The sequence below is a fragment of the Saccharopolyspora oryzae genome (genome assembly GCF_027853915.1).
Classification (GTDB): Bacteria; Actinomycetota; Actinomycetes; order Mycobacteriales; family Pseudonocardiaceae; genus Saccharopolyspora; species Saccharopolyspora oryzae.
The window spans coordinates 43,874-68,853 of the sequence record NZ_JAQGLA010000035.1; the positions used below are offsets into that span (position 1 = coordinate 43,874).

Annotated in this window: 10 protein-coding genes; 7 read left to right on the plus strand and 3 right to left on the minus strand. The window is 69.8% G+C overall.

The window, feature by feature from the left end; all coding sequences use genetic code 11:
• The first annotated feature begins 47 nt into the window (after window positions 1-47).
• From OU415_RS20910 to OU415_RS20920, 3 genes are all read left to right on the plus strand, one after another.
• Window positions 48-17,771 carry a WXG100-like domain-containing protein gene (locus OU415_RS20910; protein ID WP_270950608.1) on the plus strand — a complete coding sequence of 5,908 codons (17,724 nt, stop codon included), beginning with the start codon at window positions 48-50 and terminating at the stop codon, window positions 17,769-17,771.
• Window positions 17,772-17,847: 76 nt separating this feature from the next.
• Window positions 17,848-18,825, plus strand: a complete 978-nt coding sequence (locus OU415_RS20915) for a hypothetical protein (RefSeq protein WP_270950609.1) — start codon at window positions 17,848-17,850, stop codon at window positions 18,823-18,825.
• Between the two features lie 41 nt (window positions 18,826-18,866).
• The gene (locus OU415_RS20920) at window positions 18,867-19,391 is read left to right on the plus strand and encodes a type VII secretion system-associated protein (RefSeq protein WP_270950610.1); all 525 of its coding nucleotides are present in this window, start codon (window positions 18,867-18,869) and stop codon (window positions 19,389-19,391) included.
• On the opposite strand, the gene OU415_RS20925 is transcribed toward OU415_RS20920, so the two are convergent.
• Entirely contained in the window at window positions 19,388-19,816 is a 429-nt protein-coding gene (locus OU415_RS20925) for a hypothetical protein (protein WP_270950612.1), read from the minus strand. The genes OU415_RS20920 and OU415_RS20925 overlap by 4 nt on opposite strands.
• A gap of 9 nt (window positions 19,817-19,825) precedes the next feature.
• A complete protein-coding gene (locus OU415_RS20930; RefSeq protein WP_270950614.1) occupies window positions 19,826-20,530 on the minus strand; it encodes a hypothetical protein in 705 nt (234 codons plus the stop codon).
• Window positions 20,531-20,784: 254 nt separating this feature from the next.
• Here OU415_RS20930 and OU415_RS20935 point away from each other — a divergent pair, with 254 nt between their 5' ends.
• Window positions 20,785-20,910 (plus strand): hypothetical protein, encoded by a 126-nt coding sequence (locus OU415_RS20935; protein WP_270950615.1) that lies wholly within the window; start codon window positions 20,785-20,787, stop codon window positions 20,908-20,910.
• Window positions 20,911-21,107: 197 nt separating this feature from the next.
• Here OU415_RS20935 and OU415_RS20940 read toward each other — a convergent pair whose 3' ends face one another.
• On the minus strand, window positions 21,108-22,019 hold the full coding sequence (locus OU415_RS20940) for a LysR family transcriptional regulator (RefSeq protein ID WP_270950616.1): 912 nt from the start codon (window positions 22,017-22,019) through the stop codon (window positions 21,108-21,110).
• A gap of 72 nt (window positions 22,020-22,091) precedes the next feature.
• Here OU415_RS20940 and dapA point away from each other — a divergent pair, with 72 nt between their 5' ends.
• The 3 genes from dapA to OU415_RS20955 all read left to right on the plus strand — a co-directional run bounded on the left by dapA (window position 22,092) and on the right by OU415_RS20955 (window position 24,806).
• Window positions 22,092-22,988 (plus strand): 4-hydroxy-tetrahydrodipicolinate synthase, encoded by an 897-nt coding sequence (gene dapA / locus OU415_RS20945; protein ID WP_270950617.1) that lies wholly within the window; start codon window positions 22,092-22,094, stop codon window positions 22,986-22,988.
• A gap of 187 nt (window positions 22,989-23,175) precedes the next feature.
• Window positions 23,176-24,315, plus strand: a complete 1,140-nt coding sequence (locus tag OU415_RS20950; protein ID WP_270950618.1) for a hypothetical protein — start codon at window positions 23,176-23,178, stop codon at window positions 24,313-24,315.
• A gap of 20 nt (window positions 24,316-24,335) precedes the next feature.
• Entirely contained in the window at window positions 24,336-24,806 is a 471-nt protein-coding gene (locus tag OU415_RS20955) for a hypothetical protein (RefSeq protein WP_270950619.1), read from the plus strand.
• Window positions 24,807-24,980: the final 174 nt, after the last annotated feature.

The following is a 24,980-nucleotide window of genomic DNA, read 5'->3' on the forward strand; positions in this document are numbered from 1 at the left end:
CCGTCCGATGTGGACGGTGCGACGGCCGGATGAGGAGGTGTTGAACGTTGTCGTTGTACATTCCGCCGGAACACGCGACCGCGTTCGCGGCCCTCACCGGGTCGTCGTGGCCCGAGGCCGATGAGGACCAGCTCCGCGAGCTGTCCACCAGGTACCACGCGCTCGCGGAGAAGCTCGGTTCGCTGCACGGCAACATCGCGGAGCTCATCAACGCGATCAACCAGGACTTCGAGGGCGAGGCGCAGCAGGCGTTCCTGGACTACGTCCGCCAGTTCATCATCAAGAACGACAAGGGCGTCGTACCGCTGGAGGCGGCGGTGCAGGCCGCCGACGCGATGGGCGAGTTCCTGTTCGAGACCGCCGCGGACGTCGAGTACATGAAGTGGCAAGCCATCGGGCAGCTGATCCTGATGGCCGTCGAGATCGCGATAGCCATCGCGATGGCGGTGCCGAGCGCCGGGTTGTCGCTGCTGAAGATCCCGACGATCAAGATCGTCACCAAGTGGATCCTCACGCTGCTGCTGAACATGGTGCGCGCCACCATCATCTCGCTGGCGATGGAGCTGCTGTTCGCGGTGGCGCTGGACGCGGCGATCCAGGCGCAGCAGCTGGCCGCGGGCACCCGCCGGGACTGGAACCACGACCTGACCAACTCGGCGATCAAAGGCGCGGCGATCTCGGGCGCGCTCGGCGGCATCGCGTCGATGGGGGCGAACGCGCTCGGCAAGAGCATCTTCGACAAGCTGGCCAGCAAGCTGCCGGGCGGGGCCGCGGTCAAGTTCTCGAACCCGACCGTGAAGGACCTCTGGGAGAAGACCGCGGTGTCGGCGCTGGGCAGCCCGATCATGGGTGCGCACGGCGTGCTCAGCGAGGGCCTGACGAACTACGACGAGAATGGCTCCTTCGACGTCAACTGGTACAGCTTCACCGGTGGCGCGGTGATGGGTTTCGCCGAGGAGCTCGGCGACAAGACCATCAGCGAACCCCTCAACGAGAAGCTGAAGAACGCGCTGACGGGAATCGGCAACAAGGGTGCGGACGCCCCGAACTCCGGGGCCGGCAATCCCCCGCCGGAAAGCGAGACCAGCACCCTGGTCGACCCGAACGAGAACGGCGAGAAGTGGTCGCCGAACTCGGACAAGATCGGTGAGTTCCCGAACAGCACCGACACCTCGGCGAACACCCCCGTGACCAGCTCGAACAACACCGGTTCGGTGTCGAACCCGGCGGGCGCGAACAACTCGAACCATGCTGGCGCTCAATCGAATTCCTCCGGTTCGACCAACTCGAACCACGCCGGCAACCAGTCGAACTCGTCGGGCTCGAACAACAGCGGCGGTCAGTCGAACACGACCAGTCCGAACAACAGCAGCTCGCACACGTCGAACCAGAGCAGTCCGGACCACTCGGGCGGGCATGCTGATCCGTCGGGTTCGAACAGCCCGGACCGCACCGGCGGGAACGCGGACTCGTCGAACCAGAGCAGCCCGAACAACAACGGTGTTCGGACGGAGTCGCCGGACCTGCACGGCTCGAACCACTCGGATTCGCAGACCGACGACCTGAGCAGCCCCAGCAATTCGAACCACACCGGTGCGGATTCGTCGAACCCGACCAGTCCGGGCAACACCGCCGTGCAGACGGAATCCCCCAACCCGTTCAGCTCGAACGACGACGCCGGGCAGGCGGATTCCTCGAATCCGCACCACGCGAACGACAACGGGTCGCAGACGGACAACTCGACCTCGAACGACACCGGCAAGTCCACCGAGAACCTGGACGACAACGTGGATCTGCCGGATCCGAACGACTTCGAGGTGCACGACGAGTCGTCGTCCAACTCGGAGCACTCCGAGCAGACTGCCCAGCAGAGCGGTCAGCAGCACGGTGCCGCCGCGCAGAGCACCGCGCCTCCGCCGCAGCAGACTTCCACCGGGCCGCAGGCGTCCACCGCTCCGACCACCTCGGTGCACCCCACGCCCAACGCCGCACCGCCGAACTCCGGTTCACCGCAACCGGTTCCGCAGCCGCCCACCAGCCCGACCGCGCGGCCGACCGAGTCGGCCCAGCTCGGCACCTCGCCGAAGCCGACCGCGGTGACCACCGGCTCCAGCGACCCGCAGGTGCAGTCGACCGGAACGGGCGACCACCGGACCAGGCGCGGCAACGGCTACGTTCCGCAGCTGGACTTCAGCGCGATCCTTTCGCCGGACAGCGTCGCCGGCGAGCCGCCGCTGGACGAGCACCGGGATCAGTCGCAGGACCACGGCCAGCAGGTTTCGCAGCAGAACGCCCGGGGGGACGACGCGGAGCAGCACTTCCTCGACCCGTCCCAGTGGGAGGACCGGCGGGGTGGTGCCCCCGTCTCCCAGATCCGCAGCGAGCACTTCGATCCGGGGCGGGGCGGCCGGCGGGAGGACCGGCACGGGAAGGGCTTCCTGGACGGCACGATGGCCGCGGTCCGCTTCGACCTGCGCCACCTGGAAGTCACGCCCGGCAAGTGGGTTCGCGAGTTCACGGTCAAGCTCGACCTGGTCGGGCAGGGCGAGATCACCGCCACCCAACTCGCGGATCTCCAGAAGCAGGTGCATGAGGCCGTCGAAGCGCAGGTCAACAAGCGGTACCGGTTCGCGGGCGGAGACCAGTTCCACCTGCGCGTCGAGTTCGGCTCGCCGGACCCGCACGCCCAGGTCGCGGTGCGGCACGGCGATCCGGACGAGGAGTCGAGCACGCAGCGGAACTGGGTGTACGAAGCACCCACCGCGGAGTTCGTGCACGAGATCATGCACTTCGTCGGGCTTCCGGACACCTACCGCGACTCGAACTCGCTGTTCCGGCGCAACGCGTCCGCTGGGCCCGGTCTGATGAGCGACCTGGACCTGTCCGCCGACCTGACCGACGCGGAGCTGGCGAAGATCGACGCGTTCGCCACCCAGGTGGTGAACGTGGTCGACCACCCGCTCACCAGCCCCGACCACCAGCCCCGGCCGCTGACCACCACTTCGTCCGACTTCGACCAGAACGACTGGGCGGAAGCCGCCGCGAAGAAGGGCAAGAAGGACGAGACCACCGCACCTGGCGCGCAGTACGGTCCGCTGCCGTCCCGCGACGGCCTCGACACGTCCGCGGTGAAGAGCGGCAGCGCGACCTTCAAGGACGCCCTCAAGAACCACTACGTCCACTTCCTGGGCGACGCGGTGGACCGGGTGCCGGATGCGGTCCCGGAACCGGAGAAGTCCCCCGTGGGGTTCGTCGCGACGGTGCTCGCGACGCCGGACCTGAAGGGCGGCCTCCACGCGCTCGCCGAGAAGTACTCCAACGCGATGTCCGGCGACCAGCGGCAGCACCACCTCGGGTTGGTGATCGGCCTCAACCAGCACCGGCAGGCCAACGGGGGCCACGAAACAGCGCTCAACAGCGCCATCGAGGAGTTCAAGGCGGAGTGGGCGAAGAAGCCGCTCGACATCCCCGTGCGGATCCTCCCCTTCACCTGGTCGAACCCGAAGGTCCACCAGGGGTCGATGGGCCTCGACGACCAGAAGGCCATTCCGTACGGGATGCTCCGCGAGGTCGTCCTGCGCCACGACGACGGCAAGTCGTTCGTCGAGCAGTTCGCGGAGGCCAACGACGAGACGTACCTGCACATCGGGGACGGGGACGTGAAGTCGCTGACCACGCCGGGCGGCGAGCCGCTGTTCGACGCGGCCGCCGATCGCCTCGGCGGGTCGTCCCTGAAGTTGTTCAGCGGTGCCTACCGGGGCCCCGGGGACCACGCGGCGACCCGGATGGCCATCGAGCTCGACCTCGCGGTGCGCGAGGCCATGGCGAAGACCGACCCGCGCACCGTGTACTTCACCGAGCCGAACACCTTCCTGAAGATCAAGTACGGGCACGAGCCGCTCGGCCACGACTGGACGTTCGGCACTGGTGCAGGAGAGGGGAAGGCCCTCTACGACAGCGTGGCCGCGGATCCCGACGACGTGTTCGGCAAGGACGACTCCGCGTTCGACTCCGAGTTCTCGCTGACCACCGACGACGACCGGATCGCGGACAAGCTGAAGAAGCTGCCGGGCAAGGCGACGGTCCACGACCTGATGGACAAGCTCGCCCAGAGCCACGCGAGCAAGACGGTCTGGAAGGACCAGCTCGCGCACTACCTGGAAGTGCACCACGGGATCACCGGCGCCTCCGAAGTGCTCGGCAAGGTGGCGGATCTCGTGTTCAAGAAGGCCGCGGCGGGCGAGGGCCTGCCCGGTCCGCGCGACGCCGTGGTCAAGGAGGTCAGGAAGGCCGCGAAGAAGCTGGGCGACGACGGGGCCCGCGATGTGATCGCGAAGATCGCGGTGGACACCTGGGTGGCGATCGCCGACAAGGTCAACGAGTTCGGCGATCTCCTGGAAAGCCCGGAGGACAAGACCCACTCGGAGCCGAAGGCGCCGCCCAAGCGCCGTCCCGAGGTGACGCTCGAATCCGGCGAGCAGACCTCGCACACCGAGACCAAGGCGCTGCCACCGCTCCCCGGCGACCAAGCCCAGTCCGCGAGCAACCCCCAGGACAAGCCGCTCCCGGCGCGGCCGCTGCCGGAGAAGGTGCCGTACGCGCTGGCCGTCAAGGGCGCGATCTCCCCCAGCGCGGTGCTGCTCTCCTTCGACGGGCAGGTGGTCGGGCCGTCCAACGGCAAGAGCTGGGAGCAGAACGCCGCGGAGTTCGCCGCCAAGATCGCCGAGCACGTCCGGCTCGACGAGGCGACGGCCACCGCGGACCTGGTCGAGCAGCTCACCGACTACGCCCACCACAAGGGTCCGCACGGCCTGCTGCAGGCGCTCGCCGGCAACGGCAAGCAGTTCCAGCTGACCAGCTCCTCCGGCCAACTGGACGTGTTCCTGAAGCTGCCGGTCGGAGACATCCGCGCGGTCGACCCGAACTCGCCGGACCTGTTGGACGTCCAGGAGAAGGTCAAGCAGGAGACCGCGCAGAAGTGGGAGAGCAGCACCGAGATCGGGCGCCGCCGACCGGTCAACACGGTGCTGGGCGGGCTCATCTCGCTGGCCAACAACCTGGCCGCCGTCGTCCCGGCCCTCAACCTGGGTGGGGAGACCGCCACCAAAACCGGTGCGCGGCACTACAACACCGTGGTCGGCTCGATGAAGCTCGGTTCGGCCGAGCACGCCTTCGACGTCGGCTTCGACGTGCGCTGGGAGACCGGCGACGGCCGCACCGGGCAGGCCGCGCTCGGCACCGGACGGCTCGCCTACCCGGAAGCGAACCTGGTCAGCAGCGCCGACCTGCCCACCGGCGGCGAGGCGCCGGCGAACAACACCCCGGTCGAGCTGCCGACCAAGCTGACCGAGCTGGTGGCCGCGGTCGACACCGTGGTGCTCGGCGACGTGCAGAAGGTCCTCGCCAAGCTCCCGGACCACGTCAAGCAGGACCTCGCACTGCGCAACAAGCTCGGCGACAGCCTCAACCCCGCGCTGTTCGAGGAGGCGTCGGTGCAGGGCTTGGCGCACGGCGTCACCATCACCCACCGCTCCGAGCACGGCCGCAAGCTGCCGCCGCTGTCGATCAAGCCGGGCACCAAGCCCGCCGAGGTGTCGCTGCACGTCCGCCCGCAGCTCAAGAACTACCGCGAGATCGGCACCTTCACCGCGCTGACCGGAACCGACCACCGGCAGGGCTTCGAGAACCTGCAGGAGACCAGCGTGCCCACGGCCTTCGAAGCCGGACTGCGGGCCCGCTACCTGGACGGGCTCGGCGGTGACGTGCAGCTGGGGCCGAACCTGCAGGTCTACGCCGGGCCGTCGTACAAGGAGACCAGCACCGGCAAGGAGTCCTGGGGGCTCAAGCAGAAGGCCCGGGTCGACGGCCCCGTGGTGGCCTTCGAACTGGACACCAGCCTGAAGCTGGAGCTGGAGTCGCAGAAGTACGGCGGCAAGGCCCTCGACTTCCAGGACCTGGGCAACGTCGACGGTGCGGCGCACTACGTGGTGGTGGAGCAGGCCAAGGCGCAGGAGTTCCGCGACCTGCTCGACTCCGCGCTCGACGACGCGCACGTCGAGCAGCCGGTGATCACCGCAGCCGACCTCGACCCGCAGCGGGCCGCGGACTTGCAGTCGGCCGCGGAGAACGGCCTGCTGACCGATCTGACGCACATCGAGAACGCGTCCAAGCTCTTCGACGGGGTGCGCCAGTTCTTGCACGAGCGGTTGCGCGGCGCTGGGGTCGAGCTCGACGCCAAGACCCGCGGCAGCATCGACCGGCAGCTCAAGGGGCTCAACCCGTTCGACCTGGCTGCGAAGTACCACGACATCGCCCACCACTACGACGACCTGCCCGCCGCGCCGCACAAGGTGACCGTGCAGGTCGGCGACCGGACCTTCACCATCACCGTCGACGGCGTGCTGGGCAAGGTGGTCGGCGAGCAGCACGTGGACCAGGCCGTGCTGACCGGAACCCGCTCCGGCGGGACGAGCTGGCGGATGCGCGGCAAGAACGCCTTCAGCATCAGCGGAAACCTGGCCGCCTACGCCCGCAAGCGGCTCGCGAGCGACGGGATGCAGCGCGCCATGTACGTCGGCGGCGCAGCGGGCGCGCAGGGCAAGGGGGAGTTCGGCAAGAACAGCAGCCACCTGAGCGGTTCGGGCCAGGAGGACAAGCACAAGTACGCCGGCCCGGCCAGCCGCGTCCACCGCGAGATCACCTTCAACGCGCACGTCGAGGAAGCGCTGCACCGCGGTCTCGGCGACCGGTGGGCGAGCGTGCACCGACCCACCGACCTGTCCGAGCTCGGCAAGCGCTCGGTCCGCAGCGACCTCGGCGACGTGTCGGTCCAGGCGACCACCACGCACCTGGTGCCGAAGTTCCTGATCGACCTGCAAGCGCAGCTGCGCCCCGGCGAGCCGCTGCACGGCGACGCCCTGAAGCAGCACCTGGCGAGCAATCCGCTGCGCGACCCGATCCGGCTCGACGGCGCGGTCATCTCGGCGACCGACCAGTTCTCGCTGCTCAACGAGAAGTTCCAGAAGTTGCAGGCGGAAGTCGTCGGCAAGTCCGGGCTGCGGTTCCGCCCGCCCGGCAGCAGCGCCCCCAAGAACCCGACGGACCTGCTGCACGCCTGGTTCGACCCGGCGCAGCAGTCGATGTTCACCGGCGGGCAGCGGCGCACCGACGGCCTGGAACGGGGCTTGCTGTTCGACCGGGCCGGGGTCGGCACCATCGAGTTCGAGGCGTTCAACCCCAAGCACGTCGACGTCCGCAACGACCTCTCGTGGCAGCCGAGCACCACCGGCGATCGGTCCACGCAGCACGGCAAGTCCTCCAGCGCCGCTGGTGAAGCGGGCGGTTCGCTGCTGTTCGGGGTGGGCGAACTCGGCGTGAACTACGGCTGGCAGGCCGAAACCGGTGACCGGGACACGACTTCGGCGGCGAACAAGCTCACCGCGGGCAAGCAGCCCGGGCCGGTGCACCTCTACGGCGTGGACGTGCTCGCCACCATGAGCTGGGACACCTGGCAGAACCTGTTCGGCCAGCCCACCACGAAGTGGCCGTCGATCAACCCCTACCCGATCGCGGCGACCCGCGGCCAGGTGCAGGTCCTGTTCCCCGGCGGCGCGCTGGTGAGCGTTTCCGAGGAGAGCCGCGCGGCGCAGGGGTTGCCCGCGCCCGACGGCTGGGAGTCGGCACCGCCGAAGCTCGTGCCGAAGCCGGACGGCGTCCCGGTGCTGACTGGGCTGGGGCAGGCGCTGGACAAGGACGTCAAGGTCGTCGGCTTCACCCCGGACGCAGGCAGCGGGCAGCAGAAGCTGTCGGGCTGGGCGACCAAGGCGGTCGCGGAGGCGTTCCCGAAGCTGGTGCCGCACTGGAACCCCAAGAGCGGTTCGCCTGCCCCGGCCTTCGACGCGGTGCGCGCCCTGGACGGCCTCGACAACCGCGGAGCGATGCGGCAGGTCCTCAACGGCGGGTGGACGCGGTCGTTCAACCGCTCGGGCTGGTTCGGCACGGAGCACTACGCGGTGAAGGTCACCGCCGAGCCGGTCGGCACCACCCATCAGGTGGTCCACCAGGAGCCGAGCAGCGGCGGTTCGACGGAGGCCACCGGCAGCACCGGGACGGAACACCAGGGCAGCCGGTCCACCAAGCTCACCGCAGGCCTCACCGCGAACCCGCTGGTGCCGCACGACGGCAACGTGGCGGGCCCGGCGGCGGTGCTCGGCGCGCACACCGCGTCCGGCACCGAGGTCGGCGACTCGGTCACCGACCAGCACCAGAACCGCGCCCGGACCGGCGACAACGCCCAGTTCGACCAGCCGGTGCGGTTGAAGGTCGAACTCACGAAGGTCACCCGGCCGCCGCTGCTGCTGAGCACGATCACCAACGGCTTCGGCGGCAAGTCCTTCCGGGACGTCGACAGCCGCACCACGACCAGCGAGCACACCTACCAGGGCACGGTGCGCCTCGAAGTGCCGGCGGACCTGGTGCCCAGCGGCGGTGCCGAAACCTCCCCGAAGGGGCTCGTCCCGGCCCCGCTGCACCCGCCGGAGATCACCGGCCAGGTGGTCGGTTCGACTTCGTTCGAGGTGGTCAAGGCGCTGCCGGGGGATCTGGTGGACAAGGTCGTCAAGACCATCGTCGAGGCCCGCGAGCACGGGGCGGGCACCGACGGCCCGGCGCAGCGGTCGACCGGTCCCGGCCTGTTCAACCGGGGCGTCCTGGAGACCGCGCTCTCACCGGATTCGCTGGTGACCAACGCGAAGCTCTTCCTCGACGAGGACGGCGCGACCCTCGAGATCCGGGTGCCGGACCGGACCCGCCGCGAGGAGATCTCGGTGCGCGTCAAAACCCGCTTGTACAACCCGGAGCACGAGCTGTCCTGGAACATGCCGCAGCGGCAGCAGAAGCACGCCCAGCTGCGCGCCGAGGACTACGCGGAAACCGCGGAGGAGGGCTACTACGGGGGTCTGGGCTACGGCGCGGCCAGCCCGCACGTGCAGCAGAACCTCGATGCCCGGCCGGTGAACCGGAAGACCGGCGAGCGGTACGGCGACAACAGCAGCACGAAGCTGGAGGTCGGGGAGCGCGTTTCGAAGGTCGAGCTGAACCGCTACCACGCGGACGCGGTGCACGTCGTCGAGGTGTCCACCAAGCTGCGCGGCGGCGGGTGGACCGCCCCGCACCGTTCGGCCTGGCTCTACCCGAAGAGCGTGGTGTTCGACGTCGGTGTCGCGGACGCGGCGAAGTTCGACCCGAACGTGCGCAAGTCCGCAGCGCTCGCCGACCTGGCCGCGGAGCTCGAGGCGTTGTCGGGAATCCAGCTCGACGAGGATCCGACGCCCCAGCAGCAGGAAGCCGATTTCCAGGCGGAAGTCGACCTGCTGTCGCAGATCGATCTGGCGGAGCAGCCGCCGGAGGCGGATCACCTCCCCCCGTTCGAAGTGGACGCTCCCGGGAAGATCGACACCGCTTACGCGCCGCCGGAGCGGCCCGCGAGCCACATCGCCCACGAGGAGGCGATCAAGGAGGCCTACGCCCACCTGACGGACGTTCAGGCCGCGAACCTGGACGGCCGGACGCCGGTCTACGTGCCCGGCTACGGGGACTGCCTGTTCAACGCGGTCAAGATCGCCAGCCCCGCGCTGTCCGACCTGCCGGTGGCGGACATGCGCAACCAGGTCGCGAACCACCTCCTCGACAACTCCGCCGTCTACCAGGACTTCTTCCACGACATCGGGGTTGCCGACGCTGCCGCTCTGATCAGGCAGATGGGGTACTACGGCGACGAGGCGGGCAACGTCATCCCGAGCCTGATCGCGGACGCCTACGGCCTCGACCTCCGAGTGCTCGACCTCGACAGCGGCGAGTACTTCCAGGTCGGTGGGCTCGCCCCCACCGCGATCAGCCCGGGGCCGGTCGTCCTCGGGCGCACCGGCGAGGAGAACCTCGCGCACTACTACGCGACGCTGCCCAGCCCGGGCACGACGATCGAGAGCGTCGGCGACCGGGCCGCCGCGCCGACCCCGCTCGGCATCTCGGACAAGGTCATCTCACCGTCGGCGAAGCTGCTCGCGGTCGGCGGCAGGGAAGTCGGCACCGCGAAGGAGCAGCTGGTCGCGTCGGTCGTCGACGCGATCGAGAACAACCCGCTCAACGCGCCGGACGCCGGTCGGTCGACGTGGACCCGGGCCGACCTCACCGCGCTGACCGAGCACCTGAACGGACTCACCGAGGTCGACCTGGTGCACAAGCTCAACGCCGGGCACCTGGTTCCGCTCGGCCCGAAGCGCCACGCTTGGCTGCACCTGACGCCGACGGCGGTGGCGCACGCGCAGCGCGGTCCGGGGCCGCGGCAGGAAGTCCGGTTCGAGACCGGGCCGAGCTCCGGCAGCAGCGCGCAGCACTCGCACAAGCAGAAGCTCAACCTCACCGCCGGTGTCCTCATGGAGCTCTCCGGCAGCCCGTTCTACGTGTGGCCCACCATCTCCACCAGCAAGGAGGGCGCGGTCAAGTACGGGCAGTCCACCGCGGAGAGCCTGCTCCACGAGCGCAAGCTCGGCCAGCAGCTCGCGGCCTTCGACTTCGACTTCGAGATGCGCGCGACGCTGGTGGACGACGGCGTCGAGCACGCCGAGATGGTCTCCCCGCTGTCCGAGACGATGCAGTTCGGCTACCCGGAGGAAGCGCTCGGCACCCCCGTCCAGGACGCCGCGCACCACGCGCTGCGGGGCGACCGCAAACCCCCGGCGGTGCCGACCGCGGTGCACAACCTGATCAGCAAGGTCGCCGGCTACGGAGATCTCAGCGGCCTGCGGGAAACCGTGCTGCAGAAGCTGGTCCAGCTGGTTCCGGACGCGACCAAGCTGCACCGGGACTTCGGGGCCAACTTCTCCGAGGACGGCCTGCTGGACAACTTCACCCCCGCGCTCACCTCGCCGGTGAAGATCGCGCGGCAGGTGGCGGAACTGCGCGACAAGTCCGGTCCGGTGACGAGCTGGTTGCCGGACTCGGTGGACGGCATCGGAAAGGCGGTGCGGAACTACTTCTCCTCGGACACCGCGAAGTACAGCGCCGAGGTGACCATGCGGCCGAAGCTGCGCGGTTTCCAGGCGGTCGGCACGTCCACCATGCAGTCCGGCACCAACCGGCGCCGCGACGAGCAGCTGGTGTTCCAGAGCAGCACGACTTCCGCGCTGGAACTGGGCCTGGAGGTGCGCGGGCTCAAGGCGGTCGGCCAGGTGGGCGAGGCCGGGAAACTACCGGTGCAGGTCGGGGGCAGCGGCGTGCTGAAGGGCGGTGCGAGCCACACCGCGACGGTCCACGGCAAGACCAAGCAGCGCATCAAGCAGAAGTCCTTCTACGAGTCCGGCAGCACCCTGTACCGGATCGACCTCGGCTTCGACTACGAGCTGTCGGTCACCGCGGGCGGGAAGAAGACCGGCGAAACCCCTTCCGGCACCGGGGAAACCGCGGCTTACGTGTGGGTCCGGGACACCGACGCCGCCGAGTTCGAGGCGGTCCTGCAAGCCGCGCTGGACGGTGTGCCGCGCCCGACGCCGCTGCCGCGGGCCGACAGCACCCTGACCGCCCAGCAGAAGGATGCCTACGCCGAGGTCGCCAAGAACACCAGGCTCTCCGACCTGAGCAAGCTGACCGGGTCGGAGCAGGTCGCGGCCCGCGTCCGGGACATCGCCCGCGGTGCGATCACGCGCGACGACTCGCTGACGTCGGATCAGCGCGACAAGCTGCTGGTGGAACTGGACGACCAGCTCGCCAAGCTGTCCCCGGCGAAGCTGATCCGCGAGTTCGCGCACATCGGCACCACGGCGATCGCCACCAAGGTCGTGGTGCGGGGCGACGAGTACGCGGTGCACAGCTCGAAGGACGCCGCCGGCGCGTTGGTGGACTTCGCCGCCCACCTGGACGCCCAGCTGGAAGTCCGGGGCGAGGAACCCGTCACCCCCGCGGAGAAGGAGCAGATCCTCGCCGAGCTCGAAGCGAACCAGGCGATCCGCGCCGAGAACGCGCTGCGCAAGCCCTTCACCATCGACACCGCGATCCACGTCCAGGGCAAGAACTACCAGGTGCGCAGCACGAAGTCCGCCTCGGCCGCGGCTGCCGAGTTCGCCCACGAGCTGGGCAAGAAGGGCATCGAGCTCGACGCGAAGCAGGTCGACGCGGTTCGCGAGATGTTGAAGGCGGACAAGGAGAACCGCCGCAGCGGCGGCAGCAAGCACGCTTACACCGTCCAACTCGAGCTGGGCGACTACGAGATCGACGTGGCGGTCACCGGAACCCCCAAGGAGGTGCTGACCGCCCAGGCGGTGCAGAACGCCAAGATCTCCGGCAACCGCGGTCTGGAGACCACCGTCGGCAGCTCGACCGCGAACAGCGTCTCCGGCAGCTTCGCCGGCCGGTTCCGGTCGCGGATCAAGAACTTCGCGGCAGGGCCCGGCAGCGGCCTGTACGCGAACTTCAACGCGGGTTTCGACGTCACGTCCTCGCGCAGCACCTCCTCCGGCTCGGCCACCACCGCCGGAGACGAGACCGACGTGACCTACCAGGGGGCCGCGCTCGAGATCAAGCAGGCGTTCGACCTCGACTTCGCGGTCAACGTGACGCACCGGGGGGAGGTGCGCAGCACCACCGGGGGAACGGTGCGCAGCGCGGCCGAGTACGTGGTCCCGGAGTTCCTGGCCGAGCACGCGAACGACTTCCGGACCGGCACCGTGCAGGTCCTCGAGGGCGGATCCGCCGACCTCGACCTCGGCCAGCCGGTGCCGAAGGGCCTGGGGCACGTGCTGACCTCGCCCGGCGATGCGCTCTTCGAGCTGCTGCAGGGCGAATCCGGGAACCTGCAGCAGTCCGCCTCCCTCGCGGTGAAGGCGTCGTGGGAAGCGAACCGGCTGAAGCTGCCCGGCACCAGCGAACCGAAGTTCCGCGCCGGACTGGATCCCAACATCGTCGGCAGCGCGCTGTCCCAGAGCCACCAGGGGCCGCAGATCACCGCCCAGGGGATCCGCGGCGGGCAGGTGTTCGACCGCGCGGTGCGGGAAACGGCGAAGCTCGAGTACTACAACCCGGCGAAGCTGGGCACCATCGATCCCGGTTCGCTGACGGTCAGCGAGATCGCGAAGCTGGGGCGCAGCCTGCAGTCCGGCACCGGTTCGGGCCTGTCCGGCGGCGGGACCCTGCAACTGGGCGCGGCCGGGCTGGACGGGTTCTTGTCGCTGTCCGCCTCGCGGGGCACCGGGCAGGGCGAGTCCGCTTCCGGTTCGCACAAGATCACCCGCGAGTCCGGGAAGCAGGTCAAGTACGCGCTGGTCCAGGTCGACGCCCTGCTGACCCAGCAGGTGGACAGCTACCAGAACTTCCGCGGTCACCCGACGCACTGGAAGTTCCTGAACCCGTACCCGGTCGGCGGCGCCCAGAAGCAGCAGAGCTACCTGATGCGGGACTCGACCGTCCTGCTGATGCCCGAGGCGGACGCCGACGCGCTGGTGAACCAGCACCAGGCGGCGTCCACCGGCTCGGCGGAGCTGCCCGCCCCCACCGACCTCGGGAAGTCGCTGGACGCCAGCGTCGGCCTGGAGAAGCTGACCAGCGACGTCCCGCTGTCCGAACGGGCTGCGGCGATCTACAAGGCGCACGTGCCCGACCTGGTGCCGACGTCGAACCGCGAGGGCGCGCCGCACCTGCCGCTCTACGACGCGATCCGCCGCCTGCAGCTCCTCGACCAGAAGGCGGTGCAGCGGGAGGTACTCAACGGCGGGGTGACGATCTACGAGGAGCACCCGACCTGGGAGGGCAACTACTACACCGCGCTGCACGTCGAGGCCGAGCCGCTGCCGGTGTCCGAAGGCGGCGGCAAGGCGACGGTGACGCAGCTGCCCAGCGGTGGCCGCTCCTTCGCCGAGCACCAGGCGGTCTTCGGCGATGACCAGCAGTACTCGCTGAGCACGTCCACGGCGTTCCAGGTGGCGTTCAACATCATGCCGCCCACCGGTGACCCGAGCGTGCTGGCCGGGCCGGGCCCGGCGATCGGTGTCAGCACGGGCTCGGGCACCGAGCTGTCCACCGGGACGTCCACCCAGCACGGCGACCGGACCGAGCACACCAGCCCCGACGTCCGGATGGACGTCCCGGTGCGGTTGCGCTTCAAGCTCGCGGTCTACCGCGCCGACTCGTACCTGGTGCAAACCCTGACCAACGGTTGGGGCTTCTCGAAGAGCTTCCGCGACGTCGGCGCGCGCCACGTCGACCTGGGCGACAACGCGACGATGAACGCCGAGGCCAAGCTGCTGCTGCCCGCGGAGCTGCAGGACGTCCGAACCACCGCGGGGCCGCTCGAGATCGGCGAGCGGATGACCGGGCAGGACGTCACCGAAGGTGCCAGGAACGCCGACTCGCTGCTGGTGACCAAGCAGTTCCGCGATGGCCTGGTGCCCTTCGTGGCCGACGTGGTCAGCCGCGCGGCCAACACCGACCACAGCGTGCACAAGCCCGCCCAGCGCCTGGTCGGCCCGGCCAACCCGCACCGCGGCGAGCTGGAGAACCTGCTGTCCGACCAGCTGCTGCGTCCGAACGCGAAGTTGCTCATGCAGGACGACGGCGGTTACGGGCACCGGATGAAGCTCGCGGAGAAGACCTTCGCCGGCGACTACCGGGTCGACCTGAAGTACCGGGTGTTCAACCCGGAGCTGATCGGGCAGCACAACCCGAGCCGCAACGAGCGGATGCGCGGCCAGTCCACCTCGGAGGCCGTGACCACCGCGAAGAACCCGGCGGCGGCGTCGGCCACGGCCGGTTTCACGAACCTGGACGACATCGGCTGGGTGGCCCCGGACGCCACGTCCGGCAGCAAGCACCGGAACACCAGCGACGCCAACGACGGCATCGACCAGCAGAGCCGAACCCGCTACGACGGCCAGCCCCGCTACCTGTTCGAGCTCGACGTGGAGTACACGGCCACGGCCTCGGCGACCTCCCGCCGCGGCAACACCACGGTGCACCAGAACACGGCGATCCGCCGAGGCGGTCTTTGGGTCTCGCTGACCGCGGAAGAAGCCGCATCCCTCGGCTGGATGAACGCCGGGCCGGAGCCGGGCGCGACGAGCGAAACCGGCTCCGAGGACCTGGGTTCGGCGTCCCCCTCCGGCGAGGAGCAGCCGCCGAACGGTTCCGGCGCGGGGCAGGACCTGCAGGACATGTTCATGGCGGCCCTGAACCCGGTGCAAAGCCCAACCCCGCTGGAGACCCCCGGATCCGGCCAGCAGCCCGCGTCCACAGCGGAATCCCCGGAGCAGCTCCAGGGCATCGACGAGCAGGGCCGGGCGGTGTACTTCAGCCCGGACGAGGTGGTCGTGACACCGCTGCTGGACCGCAACGGCAAGGCGATCGGTGCCACGTTCCAGACATCGGCGCACGAGGTCGAGGTGAAGCAGGAGTTCGCCAAGCACACCGGTGGTCGCGGCAGGACGTCGCTCTACGCCTCGGGCGTGACCGCGAAGGACCAGCTGGCGAACGCCACGCCGAAGCACGCGCTGATGGACTGGGCGGCGAAGGGTGATCCGGCGCCGTTCTACATCAACGCCCACGGCCGTCCGGACAGCTTCGAGATCACCACCCCCGACGGCACGCTCCAGGTCAGCGGCCAGACGTTCGCGGACGTGCTGAGACGGTCGAAGGTATTCGAGCAAGCGCTGGCGGAGTACCGCGCGAACCACCACCGGGAGCTGATGTCGTTCCAGCTCCTCGCCTGCCGGGCGGGCGCGCTGACGGGAGAGGGCGGTGCGGCCTTCGACTTCCGGCAGGCGTTGCGCGAGCACTTCCCCGCGTTGGAATCGGTCTACGCGAGCACCGAAGACGTGGCAGTCGCCGACGACGGCACCCACGGGGTCCTGAACGGGGGCGATTGGCTCAAGTTCGACGCCGGCACCGTCACTTCGGCCACCCGGCCCACCGCGGGTCCGGACGGAGGCGCGAAGCCGACGCGCGTCGACGTGGAGGGCAGGGGAAGGGGCGGCAACGACCGCGCTCGGGCGGCCCGCGCCGCGGAAGCTCTTGCGCAGCAGCGGTTCCAGCAGCTCTCGGCCGACGTGAAGTCCTTCGCAGGTGGTCCGGTCGAAGACCTCCGCGCCAAGTTCACCCAGCTGTTCGGCGACTTCCTGGCGAACACCCCCGAGGGCCAGCGCGCCCGGTGGGCGCGTAAGGCCTGGGACCTCGTCGACGGGCTGCCGGACAGCTACCCGGACACGTCGGTCAACACCGCGCTCGACGTCCTCTCGCAGCTCGACCCCTCACGTGCCGTGCTCGCGATCCCCGGCGCCTCCTACCTGTCCGGGAGCACGATCCCGGACGGGCCGGGGTCGGGCTTCATCAACCGGGACGTACCGGCCGTCGTCACCATCGACAACGAGCACTACACGCCGGTGTACATGACGGTGTTCGCCGACGCCCTCGGACAACTGGGGCAGGAGGGATCCGGCACACCAGCCGATGAGATCGGCTTGCGGCACAAGGACTTCGGGCAGGACGAGCACGGTGTCGTCCAGATCCACACCGGTACGCCCAAGGACAACGAGCTCACCCTGTGGGTCAGCATCGGCCAGGCGCTGCGGCAGGTCAAATGGCTGGAGAAGTACCGGTTCAAGGGGAAGGCGACCAACCCCATGATCCGCTCCTTCCTGATTCCGCTGAGCGTCGCCAACGAGATCTCGCGCAACGCGGTGACCGAGCACGATTCCGGCGGTCGCTCCGACGACCTGAACGTGGACAAGCACTTCGGGGCCAACCAGTTCGGCATCAAGAACCCGGCCTCCCTGGAGAACCTGCGGCAGTTCGCCCTGCCCGGCTCGCTGCGCACCTACGCGGACGGCGACCTGGAGGGCAATCCGCACTCCTGGGGCGAGGTCCGCGGCCTCGGCGAACTGCGCGACAAGCTGGGCGTGCCCGACGACCTGGTGGACTTCCGGGTCTACACCGAACCCGCCGGCTCGCCGGACTCCGGCGAGTTCCTCGGGCACCACGAGTACGCGGCCGTCACGGCCAAGCTGCGCAAGATCGCGGCTGGTCAGACCGGCAACCGAGGCTTGCTTGAGCGGGGCGAGAAACCCGCGTCCAAACCGGCCGTGAAGGACTTCTTCACCAAGCACGCCCCGGCGCACCTCCAGGCGCAGGGCTACCGGACGGCGGTCGGCACCTTCGTGCAGGACTACGTGATCCCGTGGGCCACGCAGTCGCGCATCAACGAGGAGCTCTACAACGCCTTCGAGAACTTCACCGGCACCAGCGCACCGCTGCGGCCCGTGGAGTACCGCCTCACGGACGAGGCGCCGACCTTCCGCGGACAGCGCCGGTCCCACGCCATCGGCCTCGGCGCTGACCAGCGCGAACTCCTAGCGGTCCGGAAGGCGGTGCGGGACGGGTTCGCGCAGCTGGACATCTCCGACGAGCTGTTCGGGCAAGCCCGGCAGCTCCGGGGCGTGCCGAAGCTGGTCCAGGACCTCAAGGTCCGGAGCAAGGAGATCCTGGCCGACTACCTCTTCAAGATCGGTGATCGGAACGTGCTGCTCGAAGGCCGTGCTCGCGACTACGCCGCGGAGGCCCGGGCGTACCGCACGGCCTTGGTGGCCGCGGCGTCGCCCGGGACAGGTGCGGAGGGAGCCGTGCAGCAGGACGGCTACACGCAGGTCGAGAACGGGATCGGAGGTGAGCTGCGCGAGCTGGTCAAGGCGCTCAGGGAGATCTGCGATGCGGCGGGCATCCCGTGGCGCGGCTAGGCGCTCCGCCGTCCCGTTATCGGTGACTTGAACCGGGCCCGCACCGCGTGGAGGCTCGGCGAGTGCGCACCTTCCGGTGGCTGACGTTGGGGGTTCGGAGATGATGCAGGACGAGCAGGACCGGGCGAGGCACGAGCTGCTGCTGCGGCTCGCGCCGAGGCTGCCCGACGACGTGGTGTGGCAGGCGCGGAGCTGGCTGGCGGCCGGCCACTGGGCGCATGCAGCGCGGCTGATCACCCAGGTCTTCCTGGAGTGGAACGAGCCCCTGCCGCCGGATGCCCGCGAAATCCTGCTCGACGGCGCGGACCCGTTGACCGCCGAGCGCGTCGAGCTGTTGGAGCACGTCGACGACGTTTCGGTGCTGCTGTGGGAATTCGAGCCGCGCGAGGACGAGACGTCGCAGCGCTGCGCCGAAGTCGTCCGCGCCTACCTGGAGGACCAGCCGGGCACGCACACCGCTTGGTCGGCCTGGCGCACGCCAGCGGGCGGGGCGCCGCTCATCGCCCGTCCGCTGCACCTGGTGGAAACCCAAGGCGGCATGAAACCGCACGTGATCGCGGCGGAACTGGCGGACCGCCTCTGGCGCTCGGGCCTGCCCAGCCCCCAGGTGGAGGTGTTCACCCCGGACAGCCCGCTGGACACCTACTACCACGCCCCCGCCCTGGTCGCGGGCCGCGAGATCCACGCGACCGGCCCGCTCCCGCACATCGAGCTGGCCCGCTTCGACGAGAACTCCGAAGACCGCGAGCCACCGGGCCCGAACCGGGACGCCCAGCTCGAGTACCTCGACTCCGGCACCCCGCTCACCGAGGAGGACGCCCTGGTGCCCGACCTGTTCGAGGACGACGAGGAACCGGTGGTCCCGGTCGCCCTCCGCACGGACGGCACCTGGATATGGTCCGACCTGACGACGCACTACCTGCGGACCCGGGGCATCGCGCTGCCCGAACCCTTCCGGACCCACGTCGCGAACGCCGGGCCGAAGGCCCGCATCCCGACCCGCCGAGAGTGGGTGGCGATGGTCGACCTGGAGAACGCGCCCCAACCCGCCTGACACGGGATCCCGCGCATGTTCGGAGGTAGGAGGTCGTTGCGTTGAGCGCGGAAGAAGCGCTGCCGGCGGAGTCCCGGTGGGTGTTCCTGATCGACCCGGCGTGGCACCAGCAGGGCCGGAACCTGCCGCGGCCGCCCCGCGAGGCAGTGGTCGGCGGCTGGTACGTCGAGGCCGACGGCACGACCGGCAGGTTCCGGTCGAACCCCGACTACGCGCCCGGCCCGGACTCGCCGACCGACCCCGTCGACGCGGTGCTGCGGCTGGCGGTCAAGGGCCGGTTGCGGGCCGGGGAGCTGCTCGCCGTGCTGCGCGACGCGGAGTTCGGGATCGCTGTCGACGACGAGGGCGCCCCGGTCGTCGCACCGGCCCCGGACGGGGAGGCCTCGATCCTGGTGACCACAGCGCCCGCCCACCGCGACCGGGTTCGCGTCGCGGGCTGGCGCGACGCCACCGCCGCGGAGCTGGCCGAGGCGCTGCCGGACGAAGGCGTCGACGTACTCCTCAACCCCGGCTCAACCGCTTCCACGCGCATCCTCGCGAGCGCGTTGCGCGAGGCCGTGGGCTAGTTTCCCGGCGTGTCCGGATCTGCAATTCGGCCGTCGTGAACCGTCCGGCGACCCGGCACCACCGTTGCCACCGTGACCGCGATCAGAACCACCACGGCCGCGACGATGCCGAGCAGGGACACCATGGCGCTGGCCACGTGGAAGGGCTGGGTGAGGACTTCCGGGCCGGCGTGCACCCCGCCGTGCGTGAGCACGACGAGCTCTTGACCTAGTTGTCCGGCGATGATCACGCCGACAGCGGCTGCCAACGAGACCCGCCGCCCGCGCGACGACATGCGCACCGCCGCCCAGATCCCGATCAGGCTCAGCGCGGAATAGACCAGGTGGTAGATCAGATGCGGCAACAATCCCGTGGGGCCGCCGATCAACCCCGACACGATCAACGGACCGATCACCGCGGCCCATCCCAGCAGCAGGTAGCGCATCCTCGAACCTCACTGCCGGACTGCGGATGCCGTGGCTTCGCGCCGCGACCACAGGACGGCCGCCACCGCGAGGAACCAGATCATTCCGACGTAGCGGCCCAGCGGGATGAAGATCGTCGCCACTTCGAACATCAGCGACAGCATCGACACCAAGGACACCGCGGCGATCACCAGTCCGAACCAGTTCAGCCAGGCCGGCAGCGCACCCGTCTTGCGACCGACGTACGCCACTGCTCCGACCAGGAAGCCCAAGGTGGCGACGTGCGGCGCGGCACCGGTGATGAACACCAGATCCGTCACCGCCCGGAAAAGGTGCACGTCAGCGGCGACGGTCGGCTGGTAGGAGATCCACTGCGCGGACGCGGACAGCACCAGCAGCCCACCGGACACGACACCGCCGGCTTGCACCAGCCCCGCGAGCGCGCTCCCCGGAACCCGCCCGCGCACGAACTGCGCCGCATAAGGCACGAACACCAACAGCGCCAGTGCGCTCGCTGCCTGCCAGAACGCGCCGATCGGCACCAGGCCGTGGTCGCTGGCGGCCAGTTTGGCCGCCACCTCCTCGTCCGACGCGTAAGGCACCGGCGCCGCGAAACGCTGGCCCAGCAGCCCGGGCAGGATCAAGGACACGGCGAAGCAGCCCACGTACGCCACGGCAGCGGTGGCGGCGACCCGTGGACCGCGCAGGTCTGCGGCGGATTCGTTGATGGACATCGGATTCCTCCCGAGCAGATGCAGCTTCCGAGGCGTGGGAATCCGCTTCCACCCCACCTGTCCCGAGCGGATTCCCGTGGCTGCATTGGGAAGCCAGTGTGTGCCGACCTCATCTGCGGCACATCCACCCGATGACGACCACCGGCCTACGCACCCGGACGTACACGCTCGCCCGATGCATACGCTCCGCGTGCCGCGCTCCGTCCCGTGAGCACTTTGGGTCGCTATGGCAGCCCAAAGTACTCACGGGCGTCTTGCTGACCGCTGGTGTCACGCCCCCGGCCGAATACGTCGACGTCCTGCTCAACGCCGACTCGGCAGCTTCGAAGCGCGCACTGCGCAGCGCCGTCGCCGACGCCTGTGCAACCCGCCCCCCGTGAGTACTTTGGGTCGCCAGGACAGCCCAAGGTACTCACGGCCTCAGCACCGACCAGTCCTACCGGCAGCGAGCCCAGTTTCGTGAGTACTTTGGGGCGCCAGAACACCCCAAACTGCTCACGACTTCGAACCCCGGCCATGCCGGGCGTGCGGGAGCGGGTCCGTGAGCACTTCGTGGGGTCATGACACCAGAAAGTGCTCACGGGGCATCGGGCGGAGCGGTCGCCTCCAACTCTGCGAGGACGGCTTGGATCGCTGGGCTGGCGTTGGCGCTGCTCCGCCATACCGCGTGTACTTCGCGTTGGGGTGGGCGGTGGAGCGGGTGGGAGATGAGGCCTTCGCGGAGGGGCGGGCGGGCGAGGCGGGGGATCAGGGCCAGGACTTCGCCGCCGGCGACCAGGGACATCTGGGTGGAGAAGTCGTCCACCCGGTGGCACACGTCGGGTTCTTCCGGCACGTCCGCGAACAGGCGTCGGAACCACTGGTGGCACACCGTTCCCGGCGGGCTGGTCACCCACCGGTGGCCGATCAGGTCTGCGCTGGTGAGCGGCCGGTCCAGCTTCGCGAGCCGGTGCGTGCGGGCCATCACGACGTCACCGATGTCGGTGTGCAGGAGTCGCCGGGTCAACGACGGGGAAAGCGGGACCGGAAGTCCGTCGGCGTCGTGCGCGAGGGCGAGGTCGGCAGTCCCCGCATCGATGCTGTGGAGCGCCTGGTCGGGGTCCTGCTCGCTGATCTCCACCCGCAGATCCGGACACCGCTTCGAAAGTCGCGGCATGGTGGGAGCGAGCAGGCCGCGGATGCCGGTCGAGAACGCGACCACGCGGAGTGTCCCTTGTGGAGCGCCGTCCGCGACGGACTGAGCGGCTTCGGCGCAGCGCTCCAACGCCTGGAACACCTCGGGCGCGGCGTCGACGATGGCCTGGCCGGCTGGTGTGAGCACCACGCCGCGCCCGGCAGGCGCGAGCACGGGCAACCCGACCTGGCGCTCCAATCTTTTGATCTGCTGCGACACCGCCGAAGCCGTGAACCCGAGCTCGTCGGCCGCCCGAGCCAGCGTCCCGAGAGCGGCCACCGACCGCAGCGCCCGCAGTGCACCCACCTCGATCATGAAGCAATGCTACGCAATATCAGCAAGAAAGCATCGCTGGACCGCATCTGTCGATGACGCGAGGATCGAGTCATGAACCGCGCTGACCTGCTCTTCGGCTCCAACCTCGTCGCGATGGCGACCCCGATGAACCCGGACGGAACGATCAGCGGAACCGGCCTCGCCGGCCTCGTCGACCACCTGCTGTCCACCGGCTGCGACGGCCTCGTCGTCGCAGGAACCACCGGCGAGGCGCCCACCCTGACCGACGCCGAGACGACCCAGTTCATCCGCGACGTCGTGGCCCGGGCGCAGGGGCGAGCCCGGGTGATCGCGGGCGTCGGCACCTACGACACCGCCTCCAGCATCCGCCGCGCCCGAGAAGCCGAAGCAGCGGGCGCGGACGCACTGCTGCTCGTCTGCCCCTACTACTCCAAGCCGACGCAATCCGGGGTCGTCGCCCACTGCACGGCGGTCGCCGACGCCACCGAGCTGCCGGTGATGCTCTACGACGTCCCCGCCCGCACCGGCATCGCGCTGGAGCTGCCCACGCTGCTCGAACTCGCCGAGCACCCCAGGATCCGCGCGGTCAAGGACGCCAAGGGCGACCTGTTCGAAGCGATGACGGTCATGAGCCGCACCTCGCTGGCCTACTACTGCGGCATCGACGAGCTCAACCTGCCCTACCTCGCCTCCGGCGCCACCGGCCTGGTCAGCGTGGTGGGCAACGTCTTCGCCGACCGCAACGCCGAACTCGTCCGAGCCGTCCGCGACAACGACCTCGAAACGGCCCGCCCCATCCAAAGTGGACTGCTCCCGTTGGTGGACGCCGTCATGCGCACCTCCCAAGGAGCCATCATGGCCAAGGCGGCCCTGGCAGAACGCGGAATCATCCCCCACCCATCGGTCCGCCTCCCCCTCCAGGAAGCGACCCCGGCCCACCGCCAGCACCTCGCCAAGGCCCTCGAAGCCACCGCAGTACCGGCTTGATCCTGCTTCGGTTCCCCCGCTTGTCCCCGTATTCGGTTACTTGTTCGTCTGGTCGGTGTTGACCAGGCTTTGGGCAGGGGTTTGGTGGTGTCACCTGCTCCGGTGCGCTTGTCCGGGCATCCGCTGTTGGTGGGGGGGCAGTTGGCGATGGCTCGGCTGGAACGACTCGACCGATGGGAACCGACAGATGAGCCCTAGCGGCAAGGATGCGTCCGCAGCAGGTGAGCACCCCTGGGAGAAGACCTCCGGCGTCAGCGTGAACGCCGTTGCCGAGGCCGCGGACACCGAGATGCGGGCCGCCGCCGCGGACACCCAGGTGATGCCCGCCGTCCAGGAATCCGCGCTGGCCGACCCGGTCGCCGCCACCAGCGGCAAGGTCGAGCCTGCCACCGCAACCACGGCCAAGGCGGAGGCCGCGACCAAGGTAGCGCCCGTCGCCGCCGCCAAGTCGGCGAAGGAGACCACGACCCCGGCGCGCCCCGGCAACCGCGTGTCCAAGCCGGTGATCGCCGCTGCGGCCGTCGCCGGATTGGTGCTGCTGTCCGTTCCGCTGCTGGTCATGGGCCTGTCCAAGGACGACGGGCCGCAGGCGAAACTGCCGACGCCCGCCGCGTTCGAGGACGACGCGCAGGCCCAGGCCGGGTTCGTGCCGGGCGTGGCGCAGGAGCAGTCGAACCCCGGCCAGCCGGTGCAGCCGCCCGCGCCGCCCGCGGTGAACCAGAACGCCCCGCAGGCCCCGGCCGAGGGCGGAGCTCCGCCGCCCCCGCCGCCCGCCGGTGACGTCCGCGCCCAGGAGAATCCGGCGCCGCCCGCCGCGCCGACCTTCGCCGCGGTCGCCGGGCCGGGCTGCGCCGGCGGCAACTACAGCCGCCCCGGCTACTACACCGACGGCGAAGCTGGCTGGAAGACCGCACCCTCCGGGGCGCACGCCGCCGACGGGTGCAACGGTTCCTTCGACTCGCTGCCGATGTCGGGTGACCCGAACAAGGACGGTGACAACGCCGCGGTCTGGCGGTTCACTACTGGTGACGTCCGGCAGGGCAGCTGCCAGGCGTGGGTGTTCGTCCCCCGGGGCGGCATCACGCGGGTCGGCGGCGCGCCGAGCTACTACACCGTCTACCAGACGGACCAGACGTCGAACCCGGTCGGCGAATTCCGCATCGACCAGGTCGGGCGGCAGGGGCAGTGGGTCGACGCGGGCCGGTTCCCGGTCGGCGACGGGCGTTTGACGATCAAGCTGCACTCGCGCGGCGTCGACTACACCAGCGACGGCCCGACTTACGCGCGTCACGCCGCGGCGCAGGTCAAACTCGGCTGCAGCGCTTGAGATTCTTGACGGAGGGAACCGTGTTCGTTTGGGAGCAGGGCGTTTTCATGCCCGCCGAGGTGGACGCGAAAGCGGGTTTCGAGGCACTGGACGGAGTGCTCCTGCACTTGGCCGCCGAGATGCCCGACCGGCTCGCCACGATGATCGGCAACCAGCTGGACAGCGGTGACGTGCTGGGCGCGTCCCTGGCGATGGCGGCCTTCGCGGCCCGCCGCGAACTCCTGGTCTCCAGGGAAGACCGGCGGATCCTGCGCGAGGCCATCGAGTCCCACCGCGGCGACACCACCAGCGTCGACCGGCTCGACCTGCAGGTCGCCGACACCGGCGTCATCCCGGTCGTCCCCCCGCAAGCCCCGCCGCGACGCCAGATCCCCCGCCAGCCGGCTCGGCACGCGGCGACCCGCCGAACCGTCCCGATGCGGATCCGCCGCCCGGAACGCCAGGTCGACCCCGCCGAGCAGACCATCATGATGCCCGCCATCCGCGCCTAGCCGGGAATCCGCAAATTCCATTGAAATTGGACCTCCGATTTCCATTGAAATTGCGTCACCGTCCCCCGGCGGAGTGAACTCCCGGTCCTTCCCGCGGACCGGGGCCGCACCGCGCTGCGCACCCATCCCGCGCCCGGGTGCGCAGCGCGGTTGCACGAGAGGGTCGTGGGTGGG